Genomic DNA, 19,129 nt, shown 5'->3' on the forward strand with positions numbered 1-19,129 from the left:
CAGGGGGGACCCTGTGGGAGAGTAGGACGCCGCCGAACAATCATTCACAAAGAACCCCCGATCCGTCACGGATCGGGGGTTCTTTGCGTTTCCGGTTGACGTATCGTCAGGGCATGGACGATCAGGACGCTCAGCAGGAACGGGTCTACGACGGAACGCCGGCGACCGGCGAGGGCGCGGTGGTCGCCCGTGAGGTGCTTTCGCCGGATGTGCGGGACGGCGCACTGCGCGTCCTGGCGGACGCTCAGGCGGTGGACGGCCGGGAGGCGGTCTCCGAGCAGGGGCGGCTCCGGTTGCGTTCATCCGACTCCGCCCGCCCCGGGGTGGTTCACCTCGTCCAGCACGAAGGCCGTGAAGCCAAGGACATCGCCGGCTACGGCCAGCTCGAGGTCCCCCAGGCCGGTGATGCCAACCCCTCCGCCGAGCTGGTGGTCGTTCCGGCCGTGCGCGGCCGGGGCTACGGTCGCCCGCTGGTGGACGCGGTTCTCGCCGAGGCGCACCGCGCCGGCCGGGACCACGTCGACTTCTGGGTGCACGGCGGCCACCCGGCCGCCCGCCATCTGGCCGAGCGGTACGGCGCCGAGCTGGTCCGGGAACTGCGGCAGATGCGCCGGACCGGGCCGCAGACCGAGGAGGTCGCGCTCCCCGACGGGGTCGAGCTGCGGACGTTCCGTCCCGGCGTCGACGACGCGGAGTGGCTGCGGCTGAACGCGCTGGCCTTCGCCCACCACCCGGAGCAGGGCGCCTGGACGCAGCGGGACCTCGCCGACCGGCTGGCCGAGCCCTGGTTCGACCCGGAAGGTTTCTTCCTCGCCACCCGTGACGGCAAGGTCGTGGGCTTCCACTGGACCAAGGTGCACCCGGCGACGACCACCGAGCCGGCGCTGGGCGAGGTCTACGTGGTCGGGGTGGACCCGGCGGAGCAGGGCAGCGGCCTCGGCCGGGCGCTGACCGCGGCCGGCCTGCGGCACCTGACCGGCGGCGGCCCGGGTGAGCGGGGGCTGGCGACCGTACTTCTCTACGTCGATGCCGACAATCCGGCCGCTGTGCGGGTATATGAACGACTGGGGTTCATCATTCACGAGGTGGACCTGATGTACCGCGCCGAGTACCGCACGCACCAGGAGCCGAGCGGGGCATAGCGGAGAGCCGGGGCCGGAGGCAACCGGCCGGTCGTACGACGCCGGTCCGGCCCCGGCCCCGACCGACTCAGCTTTCCTCCTGGCCATGCGGTGTTTACCGTGGATTCAATTGCTGCCGCGAAGATCACAGGATGAAGTCCGCAGTGTCTCGTTCGTGCAGCGTCGGCGACGCCTGCCGGCCGGTCCCGTGTTGACCGCGCCGGGCGGGTGGGCGCTGGCGCTGGGCGAGAACGAGGGCCCGCAGAGCCTGTCGCGTCCGGACGCCGTCCTGCTGGAGGAGCTGGAGCCCATGAGCATCCCCCGCCCCGTCTCTGCCCCGCTGTCGCCTCCGGCCAGAATGTCCAGTGCCCTGGGGATACCGCCGGAGCTGCCGGCCGCCGACGGACAGGACCAGGAGGAGCTGCCCCAGGGCCGCTTCCTGGACCGCGAGCGCAGCTGGCTCGCGTTCAACGAGCGGGTCCTGGAGCTGGCCGAGGCCCCTGCGATCCCGTTGCTGGAACGGGCCAAGTTCCTGGCGATCTTCGCGAGCAACCTGGACGAGTTCTTCATGGTCCGGGTGGCCGGCCTGAAGCGCCGGATCGCCACCGGAGTGGCCCAGCGCAGTGCCTCGGGCCTTCAGCCGCGCGAGGTCCTGGATCTGATCTGGACCCGTTCGCGCGAGCTCATGGCCCGCCACGCCGCCGCCTTCCAGCAGGAGGTCCTGCCGGACCTCGCCGCCGAGGGCATCGAGCTGGTCCGCTGGCCGGAGCTGGCCGAGAAGGAGCAGGCCCGCCTGCACACCCTGTTCCGGCAGAAGATCTTCCCGGTGCTCACCCCCTTGGCGGTGGACCCGGCGCACCCCTTCCCGTACATATCGGGGCTCTCCCTCAACCTCGCCGTGGTCGTGCGCAACCCGGTCTCGGGCCACAAGCACTTCGCCCGGGTGAAGGTCCCGCAGTCCCTGGCCCGGTTCCTGGAGGCGTCGCCGCAGCGGTACGTGCCGCTGGAGGACGTGATGGGGGCGCACCTGGAGGAGCTCTTCCCGGGCATGGAGGTGCTGGCGCACCACGCGTTCCGGGTGACCCGCAACGAGGATCTCGAGGTGGAGGAGGACGACACCGAGAACATCCTCAAGGCCCTGGAGAAGGAGCTGATGCGGCGGCGCTTCGGTCCGCCGGTGCGGCTGGAGGTCGAGGAGTCGATCGACCCCTACATCCTGGACCTGCTGGTGCGGGAGCTGAACATCACCGAGGCGGAGGTCTTCCCGCTGCCCGGTCCGCTCGACCTGACCGGCCTGTTCGGCATCGCCGACCTGGACCGTCCCGAGCTGAAGTACCCGAAGTTCGTGGCCGGTACGGCGCGCGGGCTGACCGACGTCGAGTCGGCCTCCCAGCCGGACATCTTCGCCGCGATGCGCGAGCGGGACGTGCTGCTGCACCACCCGTACGACAGCTTCTCCACCTCGGTGCAGGCCTTCCTCGAGCAGGCCGCGGGCGACCCGGACGTGCTGGCGATCAAGCAGACGCTGTACCGGACGTCCGGTGACTCGCCGATCGTGGATGCGCTGATCGACGCGGCGGAGTCCGGCAAGCAGGTGCTCGTCCTGGTCGAGATCAAGGCTCGCTTCGACGAGCAGGCCAACATCAAGTGGGCCCGCAAGCTGGAGGAGTCTGGCTGCCACGTCGTCTACGGTCTGGTGGGGCTCAAGACGCACTGCAAGCTGTCGCTGGTGGTCCGCCAGGAGGGGGACACCCTTCGGCGCTACTCGCACGTGGGCACCGGCAACTACCACCCGAAGACCGCCCGGCTGTACGAGGACATCGGGCTGCTGACCTCGGACCCGCAGGTCGGTGCGGACCTCTCGGACCTCTTCAACCGGCTCTCCGGCTACTCGCGCCGCGAGTCGTACCGCCGGCTGCTGACCGCGCCGCGCGGGCTGCGGGACGGGCTGATCTCGCGGATCCACAACGAGATCGCCCACCACCGCGCCGGTCGTCCGGCGTACGTGAAGCTCAAGGTCAACTCGATCGTCGACGAGGCCGTGATCGACGCGCTGTACCGGGCCTCCCGGGCCGGCGTGCCGGTGGACGTCTGGGTGCGCGGGATCTGCGCGATCCGCCCGGGGGTGCCCGGGCTGAGCGAGAACATCCGGGTGCGCAGCATCCTCGGGCGCTTCCTGGAGCACTCGCGGATCTTCGTGTTCGGCAACAACGGCGATCCGGAGGTGTGGATCGGCAGCGCCGACATGATGCACCGCAACCTGGACCGCCGGATCGAGGCGCTGCTGCGGATCACCGACCCGGCGCACCGGGCCGAGCTGTCCGGGCTGATCGACCTCGGGGTGTCGGACGAGACGGAGTCCTGGCACCTGGGGGCGGACGGGGCGTGGACGCGCCACGCCCAGGACGCGGAGGGGAAGTCGCTGCGGCACGTCCAGGACCTGCTCATCGACTCGCGCCAGCGCCGCCGGGCCGCCGCGGCCCGGTGACGGTGCGCCGCTGCCGCGGCGCCCGGCCACGACCACCGACGCGGGCCACCGAGGCCGAGGCCGAGGCCGGCGAGGGCGGCGGCCACTGATGCGTGCCACTGATGCGAGCCACTGATGCGAGCCGCTGAGCGGTCGGGACCCGCCGCAGCGGTCGGCCACCAGCCCCGGGGGACGGCCCCGGGGGAACGGGGATCTAGCTAGTCATGACCGATGCGCCGATGACGGCCCTGGCGGCCTCCACCGCGACCGCCGGGGACATCCTCTCCAGCCATCTCACCGCCCAGGCCGGCGTGTTCCTGCGCGCGCTGCCGCAGGCGGTGGGCGAGGTCGGCGCCAGACCGGGGACGGCCGTCGTCCCGTCCGTCGGCACGGCCGACCTGCTGCGGGCGGTGCGGCGGATCGGCGGGCTGCTGCACACCTTCGGCGGCACGTTCGAACAGACCTGGGCGCAGGAGTCGCGCACCGAGCTTCGCTGGCTGCTCAACCTGCTGGCGCTGGAGCCGGGGTACGTCCGCCGCTCGGCCCGGCTGCTGGGTGCGCTGGACGCGCTGAGCGGCAGCGAGGCGGACGGCGCGGGGATGCTCGCCGGCCACGCCGGGGTGCCGAAGGCGCGGGCGCTGCTCGACCGCCAGCTGACCCTGGCCCGGACCAGGGCGCACACGTCGGTGCTCCAGGAGCTGCGTTCGGCGCGGCTGCACGCGCTGGCGGACCGGATGACGCTGCTGGTCGCCGAGGCGCCGATGCTGGACGCGGCGGGCGGCCGGGCCGCGGCGGTGCTGCTGCCGCAGGCGGGGGCGGCGTTCACCGCGCTGGCCGCGAGCGCCCGGCAGCTGCCGTTGCAGCGGGCCGCCACCCCGTACGGCGGGGACGGGCTGCGCCGGCTCGGCTCAGTACCGCCGGCCCGGGGCGCGGTGGACGCGGACGCGGCGCTCGCGGCGGACGACGCCCCGTGGCACCGGGTGCGGATCCTGGTGAAGCGGGCCCGGTACGCGTTGGAGGTGTGCGGCCGGCCGGCCGTCGAGCTGGACGAGCTGGACGAGGTGCTGGGCCGGCACCAGGAGGCGGCGGACGCCGCGGTCACCGCGGCCACCGCGGCACGGACGCCGAGGATCACGCCCGCGACGGCGTACGTGCTCGGCGTGGTGCATGCTGATCAACGACTGGAGGTGGAGGCGGCGCGGTACGCCTTCGGCCACCGGTGGCCCGAGCTCCCGTCCGGCCTGGACGGTGGGCTGGAGATTCCCCCGGCCGAGGGCTGGGGGTCCGACCCCGCACCCCGGATGGCATGAGTTGCGCAACCGCCTGAGCACCGAGCAGGCCGATGGCCCCTTCACGAGCAGCAGCCCCGGCGGCGGGCGGTCGCCGGTCGTCCTGGCGGCGGGCGCGGTGCTCTGGCTGCCCGGGCGGCCCAAGAAGAGCGGCCGGCTGGGGCGGCCGCGGATCGCGGTGATCCACCGGCCCAAGTACGACGACTGGAGCCTGCCCAAGGGCAAGCTCGACCCGGGCGAGGGCGTGGTCGAGGCGGCGCTGCGCGAGGTGCGCGAGGAGACCGGGTTCAGCTGCGTGCTGGGGGATGAGCTGCCGGCCCAGCACTACCTGGCGCAGGGGCGGCCGAAGGAGGTCAGGTACTGGGCGGCGGTGCCGTCCGCCGGGGCGTTCCGGCCGAGCCGGGAGGTGGACCGGCTGGACTGGCTGCCGGCCGGGAAGGCGCGGGCGCGGCTCACGCACGAGCGGGACCGGGTGCTGGTGGACGCCTTGCTGGAGCTGCTGGGCGCCCGGCCGGTGGCCGGTGGGCGGGGCCGGCCGTCGGTGAAGGAACAGTGGAAGTGATCTCCCCGCACCCTTGCCGTGACGCAACCGTTACTACCTGACGTAGTTTCCTGCCATCCGTTCGAGGTTCACTCGCCGTTCACTTCCGACCGGCTGTCGTGTCACTTACCCGGCCTAACTTCGGGGATACCGGAGGGCCGCACGGGCCCCGGACCACAGCAAAACCCGCGCTCCGCCGTCTTCGTACGGCCTGCGCGCCGGGCAATGCCACAGAAAGGGACATCCCTGTGAAGCTCCAGCGGAACGGCCGCTCCAAGGCCCTCGCCATCGGTGCCATGGCGCTCGTCAGCTCGCTGTCGCTCGCCGCCTGCGGTTCGGACGAGAACAACAACACCAACGCCGGCAGCGGCTCCAGCGGCTCCGCCGCGGCCGCGATCAACTGTGGCAGCAAGCCCGCCGCCCTGCTGTCCGCGGGCTCCACCGCGCAGGGCACCGCGATCGACGTCCTGAAGACCAACTTCGGTGCGGCCTGCAAGGACTCCTCCGTCAACTACGGCGGCGGCGGCTCGGGTGCCGGTGTCCAGCAGTTCAACCAGGGCAAGATCCAGTTCGCGGGTTCCGACTCGGCGCTGAAGCCGGCCGAGGTCGAGGACAGCAAGAAGGTCTGCACCGGCGGCCAGGGCATCAACCTGCCGCTCGTCGCGGGTCTCGTCTCGCTCGTCTACAACGTGGACGGCGTCGACAACCTGGTCCTGGACGGCCCGACCACCGCCAAGATCTTCGACTCGCAGATCACCAAGTGGAACGACCCGGCGATCGCCGCCCTCAACCCGGGCGCCAAGCTGCCGGACGCCGACATCCAGGCCATCCACCGCACGGACGACTCCGGCACCACCGAGAACCTGACCAAGTACTTCGCCAAGGTCTCCGGTGGCGCCTGGTCCTACCCGCCGGCCAAGGCGTGGGCGGGCAAGGGCGGCCAGGGTGCCAACGGCTCCGCCGGTGTCGCGGCCCAGGTGAAGCAGGTCAAGAACTCGATCAGCTACGCCGAGCTGGCGTACGCCCAGACCAACAACCTGAAGAGCGCCGCCATCAACACCGGCGCCTCCAAGCCGGTCGAGGCCACCGCCGCCAACGCCGCCGCCACCTTCGCCAAGGCGAAGATCGCGGGCACCGGCAGCGACCTGGCGCTGACCCTCGACTACGCGACCAAGGACGAGGGTTCCTACCCGCTGGTCCTGGTGACGTACGAGATCGTCTGCGACAAGGGCAACAAGGCCGAGACCCTCGACGCCCTGAAGGCCTTCCTGTCCTACGGCATCAGCGACGCCGGCCAGAAGGCGATCGGCGAGAAGGGCTACGTGCCGCTCCCCAAGGAGCTGACCGACAAGGTCAACGCCGTCATCCCGACGCTGGCCTGACCCAGTAGCACCCCCGGCTTGGGGCGGCCCCGTGAACGAGGGGGGCCGGGGCCGCCCCCACCGGGAAGCACGTCCGAAGAAGCACGTCCGGGGCACCGCCGCCAGGGTGCCGCCCCCTCGGGGCAGCACCACCAGACCGGAGTAGACCAATGACTTCATCCTCCCCTGCCGCCCCGCGAGGCAGGGAACGCCGCAAGCGCGACAGCCGGCTCGGCGACAAGATCTTCATGAATGCCGCGCGAGGCTCGGGCATCCTGCTGCTGGTCGTCATGGCCGCCATCGCAGGGTTCCTGGCCTGGCGCTCCGGCATCGCCCTCGGGAAGAACGAGGGCAACTTCCTCACCACCTTCGAGTGGACGCCGGACGCCCCGAAGCCGGTCTTCGGCATCGCCGTCCTCGCGTTCGGCACCATCGTCAGCGCGGTCATCGCGATGGCGATCGCCGTGCCGGTGGCCATCGGCATCGCGCTGTTCATCTCGCACTACGCGCCGCGCCGGATCGCCCAGCCGTTCGCCTACCTGGTGGACCTGCTCGCCGCCGTGCCCAGCATCATCTACGGCCTCTGGGGCGCACTCTTCCTGGTGCCGCACCTGTACGGGCTGACCAGCTGGCTGGACGAGTACCTCGGCTGGACGTACGTCTTCGACCAGTCCCGGACCGGCACCGTGCCGCGCACCCTGTTCACCGTCGGCATCCTGCTGGCCATCATGATCCTGCCGATCATCACCGCGGTCAGCCGTGAGGTCTTCCGGCAGGCCCCGCGGATGCACGAGGAGGCGGCACTCGCGCTCGGCGCGACCCGCTGGGAGATGATCCGCACCGCGGTGCTGCCGTTCGGCCGCCCGGGCATCATCTCCGCCTCGATGCTCGGCCTCGGCCGTGCGCTCGGCGAGACCATCGCGGTCGCGGTGGTGCTCTCCTCCAACAACGTCCTCTCGCTGCACCTGCTGGACCCGGGCGGCGGTACCTTCGCGCAGAACATCGCGCTCAAGTTCAGCGAGGCCCAGCCCTTCGGCCGGGACGCGCTGATGGCCTCCGGCCTCGTCCTGTTCGTGATCACCCTGCTGGTGAACGGTGCCGCGCGGCTGATCGTCGCCCGCCGCAAGGAGTACTCGGGGGCCAACGCATGAGCGCCGCTATGACATCGGTTCCGGCGGACGCCCGCCCGGTCGGCCACCCGCTGACCGCGAACCGGCTGCCCAAGTGGGCCCCGGCCGCCGTCGCCGCCGGCTCGATCGCCCTCGGCTGCGCGATCGGCGTGCTCGGCGGCCTGGAGAGCCACCTGCAGTGGGGCCTGATCTCCGCGCTGCTGTTCCTGGCGATCAGCTACGGGCTCGCGGCCCGGGTCGAGGGCCGCCGCCAGGCCAAGGACCGGTTCGCCACCTCGGTGGTCTGGGTCGCCTTCATCCTGGCCGTGGTCCCGCTGGCCGCGCTGACCGTCTACACCATCCAGCAGGGTGCCGGGGTGGTGGACGGCTACTTCCTGTCGCACTCCATGAAGGGTGTCCTGCAAGCGGGCCCCGGCGGTGGTATCTACCACGCGCTGATCGGCACCATGGAGCAGGTCCTGCTGGCCACCGCGATGGCCGCCCCGATCGGTCTGCTGACCGCCGTCTACCTGGTCGAGTACGGCCGTGGCCGGCTCGCCAAGGCGGTCACCTTCTTCGTCGACGTCATGACGGGTGTCCCGTCGATCGTCGCCGGTCTGTTCATCCTCTCCCTGTGGAACATCGCCCTCGGCTTCAACTACTCCGGCTTCTCGGGCGCCCTCGCACTGGCGATCCTGATGATGCCGGTGGTGGTCCGCTCCACCGAGGAGATGCTGAAGCTCGTCCCGAACGAGCTGCGCGAGGCCTCGTACGCGCTCGGTGTGCCGAAGTGGAAGACGATCCTGCGGATCGTCCTCCCCACCGCGATCGGCGGTATCACCACCGGTCTGATGCTCGCGGTCGCGCGCATCACGGGTGAGACCGCCCCGGTGCTGATGCTGGTGTTCGGTGCGGACTACATCAACAGCAACCCGTTCGACGGGCCGCAGCAGTCGCTGCCGATGTACATCTGGCAGCAGTACGCCGTGGTGAACAACGACTACGGCTACGCCCGTGCCTGGGGTGCCGCGCTGGTGCTGATCGCCTTCGTGATGGGGCTCAACCTCATCGCCCGGGGCATCGCACGCTGGCGCTCGCCCAAGGGCGGACACTGAGCCTCCGACTGACGTACGACACAGAATTCATCAGCGGCCCCCGGCCGCGGGCGAGAGAAGACGAAAGATCATGGCCAAGCGCATCGACGTCAGCGGACTGTCCGCCTTCTACGGCACCACCAAGGCCATCGAGGACATCTCGATGAGCATCGAACCCCGCTCGGTGACGGCCTTCATCGGCCCCTCCGGCTGCGGGAAGTCCACCTTCCTGCGCACCCTCAACCGGATGCACGAGGTGATCCCGGGTGCCCGCGTCGAGGGCAAGGTGCTCCTGGACGACGAGAACCTCTACGGCTCGACGGTCGACCCGGTCGCCGTCCGCCGCTCGGTCGGCATGGTCTTCCAGCGGCCGAACCCGTTCCCGACCATGTCGATCTACGACAACGTGGTCGCCGGGCTGAAGCTCGCGGGCGTGCGCAAGAAGTCCGTCCTGGACGGCGTGGTGGAGAAGTCCCTCAAGGGCGCCAACCTCTGGAAGGAGGTCAAGGACCGGCTGAACAAGCCGGGCGCCGGCCTCTCCGGCGGTCAGCAGCAGCGCCTCTGCATCGCCCGCGCCATCGCGGTCGAGCCGCAGGTCCTGCTGATGGACGAGCCCTGCTCCGCGCTCGACCCGATCTCCACCCTCGCCATCGAGGACCTCATCGGCGAGCTGAAGTCCCAGTTCACCATCGTCATCGTCACGCACAACATGCAGCAGGCGGCCCGCGTCAGCGACCGCACCGCCTTCTTCAACCTGGCCGGGGTCGGCCAGCCGGGCAAGCTGATCGAGCTGGACGACACCCAGCGGATCTTCTCCAACCCGTCCGTGCAGGCGACCGAGGACTACATCTCGGGCCGCTTCGGTTAGTCGGGCCGCTCCTCCCGAGGAGCCCCCGACCCACAGACTGCTTCGCGGTGCTGCATGGCGGTGCCGCCGCGAAGTATGAAGAAGGGCCCGCCCCCGAGATGTGGGGGCGGGCCCTTGTCAGATCCAGGGGCGTCCGGAGGCTCAGCCCCAGAACAGGTGGATGAACCAGTACACCAGCGCTGCGACGATGGCGGCCGCCGGCATCGTGATGAACCAGCCGAGCACGATGTTCTTCGCCACGCCCCAGCGGACCGCGCGGATCCGCTTGGTGGCCCCCACGCCCATGATCGCCGAGGTGATCACGTGGGTGGTGGAGATCGGCGCCTTGAAGACGAACGACGTGATGTACATGACGGTCGAGGCGGTGGCCTCGGCCGCGAAGCCCTGCGGCGGGTCCAGCTCGATGATCTTGCGACCGAGGGTCCGCATGATCCGCCAGCCACCCGCGTAGGTGCCCAGCGAGAGCATCGTGGCGCAGGAGATCTTCACCCAGACCGGGATGGCGTCGGTGCTCTGGTGGCCCGAGATGGTGAGGGCCATCACCACGATGCCCATGGTCTTCTGGGCGTCCTGCAGACCGTGCGCGAGGGCCATGGCGGCGGCCGAGGCGGTCTGGGCGACCCGGAAGTTGCGCTTGGCGCGGTGCGGGTTGGCCCGCCGGAAGACCCAGAGGATCGCCAGCATCACGATGAAGCCGCCGACCAGGCCGACGATCGGCGAGAGGATCATCGGAATGACGATCTTGTCCAGGACGCCGCTCCAGATCACCTCGGTGCCGCCGGCCAGCGCCGCGCCCACCATGCCGCCGAACAGCGCGTGCGAGGAGGAGGACGGGAGGCCGAAGTACCAGGTGATCAGGTTCCAGGTGATCGCACCGACCAGGGCGGCGAAGAGGATCGCCATGCCCTGACTGCCGGTGGGGGTCTCGATGATGCCCTTGGAGACGGTGTGCGCCACGCCGCTGCCGAGGAAGGCGCCGGCCAGGTTCATCACGGCGGCCATCGCGAGCGCGGCCCGCGGGGTCAGCGCCCGGGTGGAGACCGAGGTGGCGATGGCGTTCGCCGAGTCGTGGAAGCCGTTGGTGTAGGTGAAGAAGAACGCAACGCCGAGGACGGCGATGAGTGCTGCCATGTCCACGAGGGTCAGGACTCCTTGACGGCGATGGTCTCCACCGTGTTGGCGACGTGCTCGAAAGCGTCCGCCGCCTCCTCAAGGACGTCCACGACCTGCTTGAGCTTGAGCACCTCGATGGCGTCGTACTGGCCGGAGAACAGGTGGGCGAGCAGCTTGCGGTGGATCTGGTCGGCCTGGTTCTCCAGGCGGTTGACCTCGATCCAGTACTCGGTGAGGTTGGACATGGTGCGCAGGTTCGGCATCGCCTCGGCGGTGAGCTCGGCGGCGCGCGCCAGCACCTCGATCTGCTGCTCGATCCCCTTGGGCAGGGTCTGGATGTCGTAGAGGACGACCAGGTCGACGGCCTCCTCCATGAAGTCCATGATGTCGTCCAGCGACGAGGCGAGGCTGTAGATGTCCTCGCGGTCGAAGGGCGTGATGAAGGACGAGTTCAGCTGGTGGAAGACGGCATGGGTGGTGTCGTCCCCGGCGTGCTCGGCGGCGCGCATGCGCTCGACGATCTCCGCGCGGGCCGACACGTCTGATCCCAGCAGTTCCAGCAGGAGCTTCGACCCGACGACGAGGTTCTCCGCTGCCGCGGCGAACATGTCGTAGAAGCTCGTCTCCTTCGGGGTCAGGCTAAAACGCACGGAAATCTCCGATGTGCGGGGTAGGGACTGAACGATGCTAGGTGCAACCAAGCGCAATCGTGCAAACGGGGTGGTGGGGGAGGAGCCGGAACCTCCCCTTCCGGTTGCCTGCCGCAGCAGTGGACCCGACCCGCACGCCCATGTGCGGACACGAGCCCCCAGTCTGACGGAACCTCGCCCGGATTGCCCCCGGCGTGCGGGCGGAAGACCGCGGTGTCGGCCCGGAATGGGGAACCCTCCGCACACCCCATTCGGAGCCGCCCGGACACCTCTCCGGTGCGCTCCGGGCCTGCGGACTTGCGCCGCAGGAACACCGGGACCGGCCCCGGTGTTGGACACTGGAGGCCGACGCAGCCACCGAGGCACTCAGACGAAGGCGGGCCGATGACCACGACGGAAGCGCGCACCCAGCCGGACCACGCGGCCGGGGCGGAGCCGGGCGGCGACCAGCCGGTGCCGGCCGCCGCGGAGGCGGCCGACCACCGGGCCGACCAGCACGCCGGCCACGGGCCGCACGGGTACAGCGCGCAGAAGGACGCCCACCTCAAGCGGCTGCGCCGGATCGAGGGCCAGATCCGCGGCCTCCAGCGGATGGTCGACGAGGACGTCTACTGCATCGACGTGCTCACCCAGGTCTCGGCCAGCACCAAGGCCCTGCAGTCCTTCGCGCTCTCGCTGCTGGAGGAACACCTGCGGCACTGCGTCGCCGCGGCCGCCGAGGAGGGCGGCACCGAGCTGGACGCCAAGGTTGCGGAGGCCACTGCCGCGATCGCCCGGCTGCTGCGCAGCTGAGACCCCGGGCAGCCGCACCCCGCGCAGCCGCACCCCGGGCGCTCCCGCACGGCGGAGGTACCGGCGCCCACTCTCAGTCCTGGCCCCCCGCTTCCGGCGGCCCGTCGGCGGACACCCCGCCGTCGGGCCGGTCCAGCAGCACCTCGTCGATCCGCTCGGTCGGCAGCCGGTCGTCGGTGCTGGCCGTGGCGGCGATCATCAGCTCACCGGCCAGGTCGATCTCGTCGAGGGCCGCGTTGTCGTGGCCGCCGCTGCGGCCGCCCGTGGACGACACCACCTGCACCACCCCTTCAGTGCCCCGCCAGCCCGGGCGGCAGCCACCCGACGTCCAGCCTAGGCACTTCGGAGCCCGCCCACATGGCACGGACGGGCCATCTCGGCGCCGCCGAAACGGGTGGGCCCGACCGCTCCGGGCGGCCCACCGACGCCGGCGGCGCCCCTGCGCCCCGCTACTTTGGGCTCTCCGTGTGCTTCATCGCGTAGATGTCGGAGGCCGGCGGCTCGGCCGCCTCCACCGCCTTGCCGAAGTCGGCCAGCGAGGTGGTCGACGTCACCTTCACCTGGTCCTTCGCCTCCTTGGAGCCGGCGACCCCGGCGAAGGCGAACACCTCGACCACCTTGTGCAGCCGGCCCTGCTCGTCCAGCCAGGCGTCGTACGGGACCTCCTTGACCGTGAAGGTCTGCGCCGCCATCCGCAGCCCGTCCCCGCCCCGGCCGCCGGTGGCCTCGGCCGCCTTGGTCAGGTCGAGGGTGCCGCGGTAGTGCTTCAGCGCAACCCCGCCGACCGTCTCGGTGCCGACCAGGTCCGCCTTCTGTGCCCCGCGCAGCGCGCCGGTGGCGGAGGCCGGGTCGGTCGCGCCGCTGGAGACGAGGTTGCCGTCCGGCAGCTGGCGCACGTCCAGCTTCACCCACTTGCCCTCGGGCACCTTGGCGCCGCTGTTCTGCAGATAGACGGTGCCCGGCAGGACCACCTCGACGATCTTCCCGGTGGTCGCCGCGCCGGGCGGCACCGTCACCTCCAGCCGCCCGATCCGCTTCACGTAGTCGTAGCCGCCGGTGCCGGTGAAGACGGCCTTCTTGTCGGCTGACTCGGTGACCAGCTCGGTGGTGGTGTGCGCGGAGCCCGTCCGACCGGTGATGTCGGCGGCGTTGCGGACGGCCGTCACCGGGTCTGCGGAGAGCTGGTCGGGGGCGGCCGCCTTCCGGTCGGCGGAGCCGTCGGAGGCCCCGGGTCCGCCGGAGCAGCCGGCCAGCCCGGTGAGGGCGGCGGCGAGGGCGACGGCTCCGGCCGCCGACCGCAGGTGTGGCAGCGGGCGGCCGGGCCGCCGGCCGCTGCGCTGCACGCCGGTGATCTTCATCTCGCGACAACCCCCTCGGGCCCGACTGCCCCGCCGGCCACCACCACCGGGTGGGCAGAGCTCTTGCCGGGCAAACGAGTTGAGGTCCGGGGGGTTACGCGGAACCCGGCGCGCAGCGGGCGTCGCGCGCCGGGGTCCCGGCGGGTTACCGTGAGGCACGTGCACAGTGAGCTGCCGGCTGACCCCGGCACCACCCCGATGCCCGAGCACCGTGTCGCGATCAGCGAGCGCGGTTCCTTCTCTTTCGCGACCTGCAGCTGCGGCTGGTTCTCACCGGCCCGCCGCTCCCGCGACCTGAGCAGACGCGAGGCCGCTGACCACCTGGTGGAGAACGGCGCCGGCGGCTCCTAGCCGTCGGGGACGGCGTTCCGGGAAGGGAGACGGCACCGGCGTTCGGGGCCGGCCTCAGGCCGCCAGGTCGGACTCCGGCGGCTGCTCGTCGGCCCGGACGGGGCCGCGCCCGCCGCCGCGCCGCCGTCCGCCGCGCGGGCCGCTCTGCGGGGCCCGGATCAGCGGGGCGGCCGCGGTCCGCGCCAGTGCGTGGCACAGCGGGACCAGCACGGCCATCGCGATCGGTGCCAGCAGCAGGACGACCGCGGTGGCGAGCGCGAAGCCGCCGATCACGTCGGTCGGGTAGTGGACGCCCATGTACATCCGGCAGAAGCCCTGCAGGAGGGCGAGCCCCCCGGCGATCCAGCCGAGCCGGCGGTTCACCAGGAACAGCGCGACCGCGATGCCCATCGACATCGTCGAGTGGTCGCTGACGAAGGAGTGCGTGCCGGCCTTGCCGTCCACCAGCACGTCCAGCCCGGTGTGGTCGACGAACGGGCGCGGGCGGTCCACGATGGCGGCGATCGGCAGGTTGGCCAGCTCGGCGATGGCGACCGAGAGCGGTGCCCAGAGCAGGCCCGCGACGGCCACCGGCGCGTCCGGGCGGCGTCTGGCCTGCAGCCAGCCGACCAGGCCGAGCAGGGCCAGGCCGATCAGGATGCCGTACTCACCGATCCAGGAGACCAGGTGGTCCAGCCACTCCGGGGAGCGCTTGGCCAGGCCGTTGACGGCGTAGAGCAGGCCGAGGTCGGGGTTGGTCGTGTCGGCAAGCGGCGTCGACACGCCGCACCTCCTTCTGGTCCGCAGCACCTGGTCGTTCCGGCCGTGGCCCGCCCGCCCCTTCCTGTCCGGGAAGGTGACGCGGGGCCATCGGACACAACGTCATGACCGGGCTACAGCGTTCCACGGAAACATGCGGTTATCGAAACTTGACTCAGCGTCCACAGTGCCCGCACACCCGGCGGTCCGGGGAGGGTCAGCTCTTTGCAGGCGTTTGACCTGGACCTGTCGGGGCGGGGCCGGCCGCGACGGCCGCCCGGGACGCCGGGCCGGCGGCGGGCGCCCCCAGGGCGGCGACGGCCGAGGGGGCGGCCGGGGCCGGCGGGGGCGGCGTGGGGGTCGGGGTCTCCGGAGCGGTGGTGCCCGGGCGGCTCGGGGCGGTGATGCTGCCGTCCGCGTTGCGCCCCGGCAGCGCCTGCGCGCCGTCCGAGGTCACCCGGGTGGCACCGATGTACTCCCGGGTGTCGATCTTGTCGTAGCGGATCACCGCACCGGTGTGCGGCGCGTTGATCATGTACCCGCCGCCGACGTAGATGCCGACGTGGTGGATGCTCCGCGGATCCGTCAGGTCCGTTGCCCAGAACACCAGATCCCCCGGGCGGAGCTGGTCGCGCGAGGGGTGCTGCCCGGCGTACCACTGGTCGTTGGCCACCCGGGGGAGCGTGATCCCCACACTGGCGTACGCGGCCTGGGTGAGCCCGGAGCAGTCGAACCGCCCGTTCTGCGACGGCAGCCCCTCGCCGCCCCACAGGTACGGGGTCCCGAGCTTGGTCTGCGCGAAGTAGATCGCGCCGGAGGACTGCTGGGAGACCTCCACCGGCGCCGTCGGCGCCGTGAAGCTGCGGGCCATCGCCTGGATGTTCTTCACGTAGCCCTGCGTCTCCTTGTACGGCGGCACCCCGTTGTACCTGGTCACCGCGTACGGGCCGGCGTTGTAGGCGGCCAGCAGGTTGGCCTGGCGGTCGCCGGGAACCTTGGAGACGTCCTTGGCGAGGGCGCAGTCGAACGTGGCCGCCGAGGCGATCGCGTCCATCGGGTCCCAGACGTCCTTCTTGCCGTCATTGTTGCCGTCCGTGCCGTATGTTCCCCACGTCTCCGGCATGAACTGAGCCATTCCCTGTGCGCCCACGCCCGACCGGGCACGCGGGTCGAAACCGCTTTCCTGGTACAGCTGCGCCGCGAGCATCGGCGGCGAGATCTCCGGACAGAGCGCGCCCCACTGCTGGATCGGAGCCTGGTAGGCCGCCGGAACGGTGCCCGGCGAGAGTGCGGAGCGATTGGCCGACTGCTGCGGCGCACCACTCGCCGCATACGTCGCGACCGTGACCATGCAGACGAAGCCGACCGCGACAACTCCCGCAGTGGCGGCGGCCGTACCGGCCTTCCGGAGTACCATCAGCACCATCCCGACGAATCGTCAGTCGAAGTGTCCCGGAAGGCGTTGCTCACCGCAATCATCAGAGATACAAAGAGTGAGCGCTATCCTTCGTACGGTGGACATCCTCGCGTACGTGTCCCATACCTCACGACCAATCCGCGAGAAGCAGCCAAGTCGACATCAGATCTGGCCAAGAATAGGTACCGACCCTTCGCGCGGGCGGGGTCTGGGCCCTTGAATTTGCCTGATCGGGCGGTGAGATGGAAATGAACCTGAGCAGCGTGAACAGCATCGCGATCGGCCACCTGGCCGAGGACCCACCAAAGAAGCCGAATATCGACACCATCATCGGCGGGATCGCCCCGGACTGGGGCCCGTTCGCGAGCCTCGGGTCGGAGGCCCGGGTGATGGTCGAGGTCGTCATGGCCGTGGCGATCCTGGCCTGCCTCGGCATCGCCGTCTGGGGCGCGGCCAAGCAGCGCATCGGCGCCACCGCCATGCGCGACAGCTTCGGTGCCGAACAGGGCAAGGGGCTGATCATCGCCGGGCTGACCGGCGTGTTCATCATTGGATCACTCGGCACTCTGTTCACCATTGTGTACGGCATGGCCATCTGACGATCGGACAGGGCGGACGAGACAGGCGGTGAGCCCGCCCGGCCGTCCGGCCGTCACGATCCGCCGGAGTCCCCGCCGGGAGTCCACCCATCACCCCGCCCTCCGCGCCCGCCCACGGGCGGAGGGGCCCCGGAGCCGCCCGGCTCCCCGCACCAGGAGGGCCGCCGTGCCGTTGTCCGACGACCAGCCGCACACCCGTACGCGGCTGCCGGTCGGTGAACAGCCCTCGTCCCAGCCGACCACCCGTCAGTCCAGGCCGCTGCGCACCCTGCTGACCGTCCTGGCGGTCGTCACCCTGCTCGTGGTCGCCATCTCCATCGCCAACCGCGGCAAGGCCGACCCCGGCAGCACCGCCGGGCGTTCCGCCGACGCAGCCCCCACCGCCGCCTCCGGCGCCGGACCGGCCCCCAGCGGCGACCAGCCCGTCAGCACCACCACCAACGGCATCGGCAGCGGCTTCCCGCACACCGACCAGGGCGCACAGTCGGCCGCCGCCAACTACGCGGTCGCCATCGGCTCCGCCGACATGTTCCGCACCGACAGTCGCCACGCCATCGTCGCCACCATCACCGACCCGTCCGCCACGGCAGCCCTCCAGAGCCGCCTGGACCAGGGGTTCGGCGGCGACACCGCCACCCGCTACGGTCTCGACGCCCAGGGCCACGCGCCCAAGGGCCTCACCTTCGTCAGCCGCACCGTCCCGGCCGGCACCAAGTCGGTCGGCTACAGCGACAGCGACACCAAGGTCGAGGTCTGGTGCACCGGCCTCACCGGCCTCGCAGGCGAACGCTCCGTCCAGCCCGTCACGGAGAACTGGTTCACCCTCACCCTGACCCTCCACTGGACGGGCGGCGACTGGAAGCTCACCGACTACGCAAGCCGGCAGGGCCCAGCCCCGATGCCGGGCGACCAACAGGCCGCCACCGCCGAGGAGATCACCGGCGCCGTCCAGCAGTTCGGGGGTTTCCGCTATGCCCGTTGATGCAGTCGCGAGGAAGTTGTCCCGGTTCGGTGGGGTGCTGGGGGTGCTGGTCACTCTTCAAGTCACCTCCCTGGCCCTGGCCTCGCGGGCACTGGCGGAGCCCAGTCCGAGCCCGACAGCTTCGCCCAGCGGGAACGACTGCGATGTGCTGCCACTTCCCGGTAGCGGTGTCTACTGCGCGTCCAAGCCCGGCGGCAGCGGATCCATCCCCGGGAGCTCGACCGTTGGCGGTGTCACCGACCCGCTCGGGTCGTTGGCGAAGGGGTGTGCGCAGGCGGCGGCCTGGGTGGTGCGGAGTCTGTCGGGGGCGATCGACGGGACGACGCAGGTGGACTTCACCAACGCGTCGTTCCTGCAGCAGTACGCGGTGGTGTTCGCCGCGTCCACGATCATCACGCTGGTGCTCTGGCTGCTGGCGGTGACGAAGCGGGCGGTGCGCGGGGCGCCGTTGACGACGGCGGTCTCGGAGGCGATCGGCTTCCTGTGGCTGACCGTGGTGGCGTCGGCGTTCACGCCGCTGATCCTCTACACCGTGGTGAGCGCGACGGACGGGGTCACCAAGGCGATCGCGGTGGGGACGAAGTCGGACACCGGGACGTACCTGGGCGGGTTCGCGGACACCCTGGAGAAGGGGTCGATGGGTGGCGGCCCGCTGATCCTGATCATCGTGTCGCTGGTGGCCGTGCTGGCGGCGGCGGTGCTCTGGGTGGAACTGCTGATCCGGGCGGCGATGCTGTACGTGGGCGCGCTGCTGGGGACGGCGGTGTACGCGGGGCTGGTGGACAAGCAGCTGTGGAAGCACGTGCGCCGCTGGGCGGGGGTGATGCTGGCGGTGGACCTGGCGAAGCCGATCATCGTGATCATCCTCGGGCTGGCGGGCGCGGTGGCGACCGGTGCCGGGGCCAGTGACGACTTCGCGCGGGTGCTGTCGGGGCTGGCGATCCTCTTCCTGTCGATCTTCGCGAGCGCCTCGGTCTACCGTTTCGTGCCGGGTTTCGGCGACGAGATCATGAGCATGCGCAACGCCCGGGCCAACGCGGTGTCGGCCGGCTCGGCGATGATCAACGGGACCGCCAACCTGGTGAAGCAGGGCATCAGCACGCACGGCGACCGCGGCCCGCAGGGCGCCGGCGGGGGCGGTGCGGGTTCGGGCGGCGGCTCGGTCGCGCCGGGGATCGCCGCCCATGCCGCGCGCACCCCGGCGCCGCCGCCGCAGGCCGCACCGCCGGCGTCGGTTCCGATCCGCGACAGCAATCCAGCGAAGGGAGGGTGACGGGTA

General features: G+C 71.2%; 19 protein-coding genes. 13 read left to right on the forward strand and 6 right to left on the reverse strand.

Features of this window, described 5'->3' with window-relative positions:
* Positions 1–113: 113 nt before the first annotated feature.
* From mshD to pstB, 8 genes are all read left to right on the forward strand, one after another.
* Positions 114–1,142, forward strand: a complete 1,029-nt coding sequence (mshD, locus tag ACZ5WK_RS34580; protein WP_465553581.1) for a mycothiol synthase — start codon at positions 114–116, stop codon at positions 1,140–1,142.
* Between the two features lie 289 nt (positions 1,143–1,431).
* A complete protein-coding gene (locus ACZ5WK_RS34585; RefSeq protein WP_465553668.1) occupies positions 1,432–3,609 on the forward strand; it encodes an RNA degradosome polyphosphate kinase in 2,178 nt (725 codons plus the stop codon).
* 203 nt (positions 3,610–3,812) lie between these two features.
* Positions 3,813–4,898, forward strand: a complete 1,086-nt coding sequence (locus ACZ5WK_RS34590) for a CHAD domain-containing protein (protein ID WP_465553583.1) — start codon at positions 3,813–3,815, stop codon at positions 4,896–4,898.
* An 82-nt stretch (positions 4,899–4,980) separates the two neighbouring features.
* The gene (locus ACZ5WK_RS34595; protein ID WP_396325444.1) at positions 4,981–5,439 is read left to right on the forward strand and encodes an NUDIX hydrolase; all 459 of its coding nucleotides are present in this window, start codon (positions 4,981–4,983) and stop codon (positions 5,437–5,439) included.
* 227 nt (positions 5,440–5,666) lie between these two features.
* On the forward strand, positions 5,667–6,800 hold the full coding sequence (gene pstS, locus ACZ5WK_RS34600; RefSeq protein ID WP_465553585.1) for a phosphate ABC transporter substrate-binding protein PstS: 1,134 nt from the start codon (positions 5,667–5,669) through the stop codon (positions 6,798–6,800).
* A gap of 149 nt (positions 6,801–6,949) precedes the next feature.
* On the forward strand, positions 6,950–7,930 hold the full coding sequence (gene pstC / locus ACZ5WK_RS34605) for a phosphate ABC transporter permease subunit PstC (protein ID WP_465553587.1): 981 nt from the start codon (positions 6,950–6,952) through the stop codon (positions 7,928–7,930).
* Positions 7,927–9,003, forward strand: coding sequence for a phosphate ABC transporter permease PstA (gene pstA, locus ACZ5WK_RS34610; RefSeq protein WP_465553589.1), 1,077 nt, complete (start codon positions 7,927–7,929; stop codon positions 9,001–9,003). The genes pstC and pstA overlap by 4 nt, the downstream gene beginning before the upstream one ends.
* 70 nt (positions 9,004–9,073) lie before the next feature.
* Positions 9,074–9,850, forward strand: a complete 777-nt coding sequence (pstB, locus tag ACZ5WK_RS34615) for a phosphate ABC transporter ATP-binding protein PstB (protein WP_465553591.1) — start codon at positions 9,074–9,076, stop codon at positions 9,848–9,850.
* 141 nt (positions 9,851–9,991) lie between these two features.
* On the opposite strand, the gene ACZ5WK_RS34620 is transcribed toward pstB, so the two are convergent.
* Together ACZ5WK_RS34620 and ACZ5WK_RS34625 are read right to left on the reverse strand one after the other, a co-directional pair.
* A complete protein-coding gene (locus tag ACZ5WK_RS34620; protein ID WP_465553593.1) occupies positions 9,992–10,987 on the reverse strand; it encodes an inorganic phosphate transporter in 996 nt (331 codons plus the stop codon).
* A 5-nt stretch (positions 10,988–10,992) separates the two neighbouring features.
* On the reverse strand, positions 10,993–11,613 hold the full coding sequence (locus ACZ5WK_RS34625) for a DUF47 domain-containing protein (RefSeq protein ID WP_329489086.1): 621 nt from the start codon (positions 11,611–11,613) through the stop codon (positions 10,993–10,995).
* A gap of 384 nt (positions 11,614–11,997) precedes the next feature.
* Here ACZ5WK_RS34625 and ACZ5WK_RS34630 point away from each other — a divergent pair, with 384 nt between their 5' ends.
* On the forward strand, positions 11,998–12,405 hold the full coding sequence (locus ACZ5WK_RS34630; RefSeq protein ID WP_465553596.1) for a metal-sensitive transcriptional regulator: 408 nt from the start codon (positions 11,998–12,000) through the stop codon (positions 12,403–12,405).
* Between the two features lie 73 nt (positions 12,406–12,478).
* Here ACZ5WK_RS34630 and ACZ5WK_RS34635 read toward each other — a convergent pair whose 3' ends face one another.
* Together ACZ5WK_RS34635 and ACZ5WK_RS34640 are read right to left on the reverse strand one after the other, a co-directional pair.
* Positions 12,479–12,682: a hypothetical protein gene (locus ACZ5WK_RS34635; RefSeq protein WP_465553598.1), complete on the reverse strand. Its 204-nt coding sequence runs from the start codon at positions 12,680–12,682 to the stop codon at positions 12,479–12,481.
* Between the two features lie 172 nt (positions 12,683–12,854).
* A complete protein-coding gene (locus ACZ5WK_RS34640) occupies positions 12,855–13,763 on the reverse strand; it encodes an SCO4651 family lipoprotein (RefSeq protein ID WP_465553600.1) in 909 nt (302 codons plus the stop codon).
* Positions 13,764–13,922: 159 nt separating this feature from the next.
* Here ACZ5WK_RS34640 and ACZ5WK_RS34645 point away from each other — a divergent pair, with 159 nt between their 5' ends.
* Positions 13,923–14,114, forward strand: coding sequence for a hypothetical protein (locus ACZ5WK_RS34645; protein ID WP_465553602.1), 192 nt, complete (start codon positions 13,923–13,925; stop codon positions 14,112–14,114).
* Between the two features lie 54 nt (positions 14,115–14,168).
* Here ACZ5WK_RS34645 and ACZ5WK_RS34650 read toward each other — a convergent pair whose 3' ends face one another.
* On the reverse strand, positions 14,169–14,876 hold the full coding sequence (locus tag ACZ5WK_RS34650; protein ID WP_396325428.1) for a phosphatase PAP2 family protein: 708 nt from the start codon (positions 14,874–14,876) through the stop codon (positions 14,169–14,171).
* Positions 14,877–15,069: 193 nt separating this feature from the next.
* The gene (locus ACZ5WK_RS34655) at positions 15,070–16,278 is read right to left on the reverse strand and encodes a C40 family peptidase (protein WP_465553604.1); all 1,209 of its coding nucleotides are present in this window, start codon (positions 16,276–16,278) and stop codon (positions 15,070–15,072) included.
* A 239-nt stretch (positions 16,279–16,517) separates the two neighbouring features.
* Between ACZ5WK_RS34655 and ACZ5WK_RS34660 the strand changes: the two genes are divergently transcribed.
* The 3 genes from ACZ5WK_RS34660 (at position 16,518) to ACZ5WK_RS34670 (ending at position 19,123) form a co-directional block, all read left to right on the forward strand.
* The gene (locus tag ACZ5WK_RS34660; RefSeq protein ID WP_241002623.1) at positions 16,518–16,868 is read left to right on the forward strand and encodes a hypothetical protein; all 351 of its coding nucleotides are present in this window, start codon (positions 16,518–16,520) and stop codon (positions 16,866–16,868) included.
* Between the two features lie 166 nt (positions 16,869–17,034).
* Positions 17,035–17,850 (forward strand): DUF8175 domain-containg protein, encoded by an 816-nt coding sequence (locus ACZ5WK_RS34665; protein WP_465553606.1) that lies wholly within the window; start codon positions 17,035–17,037, stop codon positions 17,848–17,850.
* The gene (locus ACZ5WK_RS34670) at positions 17,840–19,123 is read left to right on the forward strand and encodes a hypothetical protein (RefSeq protein WP_465553608.1); all 1,284 of its coding nucleotides are present in this window, start codon (positions 17,840–17,842) and stop codon (positions 19,121–19,123) included. The genes ACZ5WK_RS34665 and ACZ5WK_RS34670 overlap by 11 nt, the downstream gene beginning before the upstream one ends.
* Positions 19,124–19,129 lie beyond the last annotated feature (6 nt).

Source organism: Kitasatospora sp. NPDC032757 (assembly GCF_055579305.1).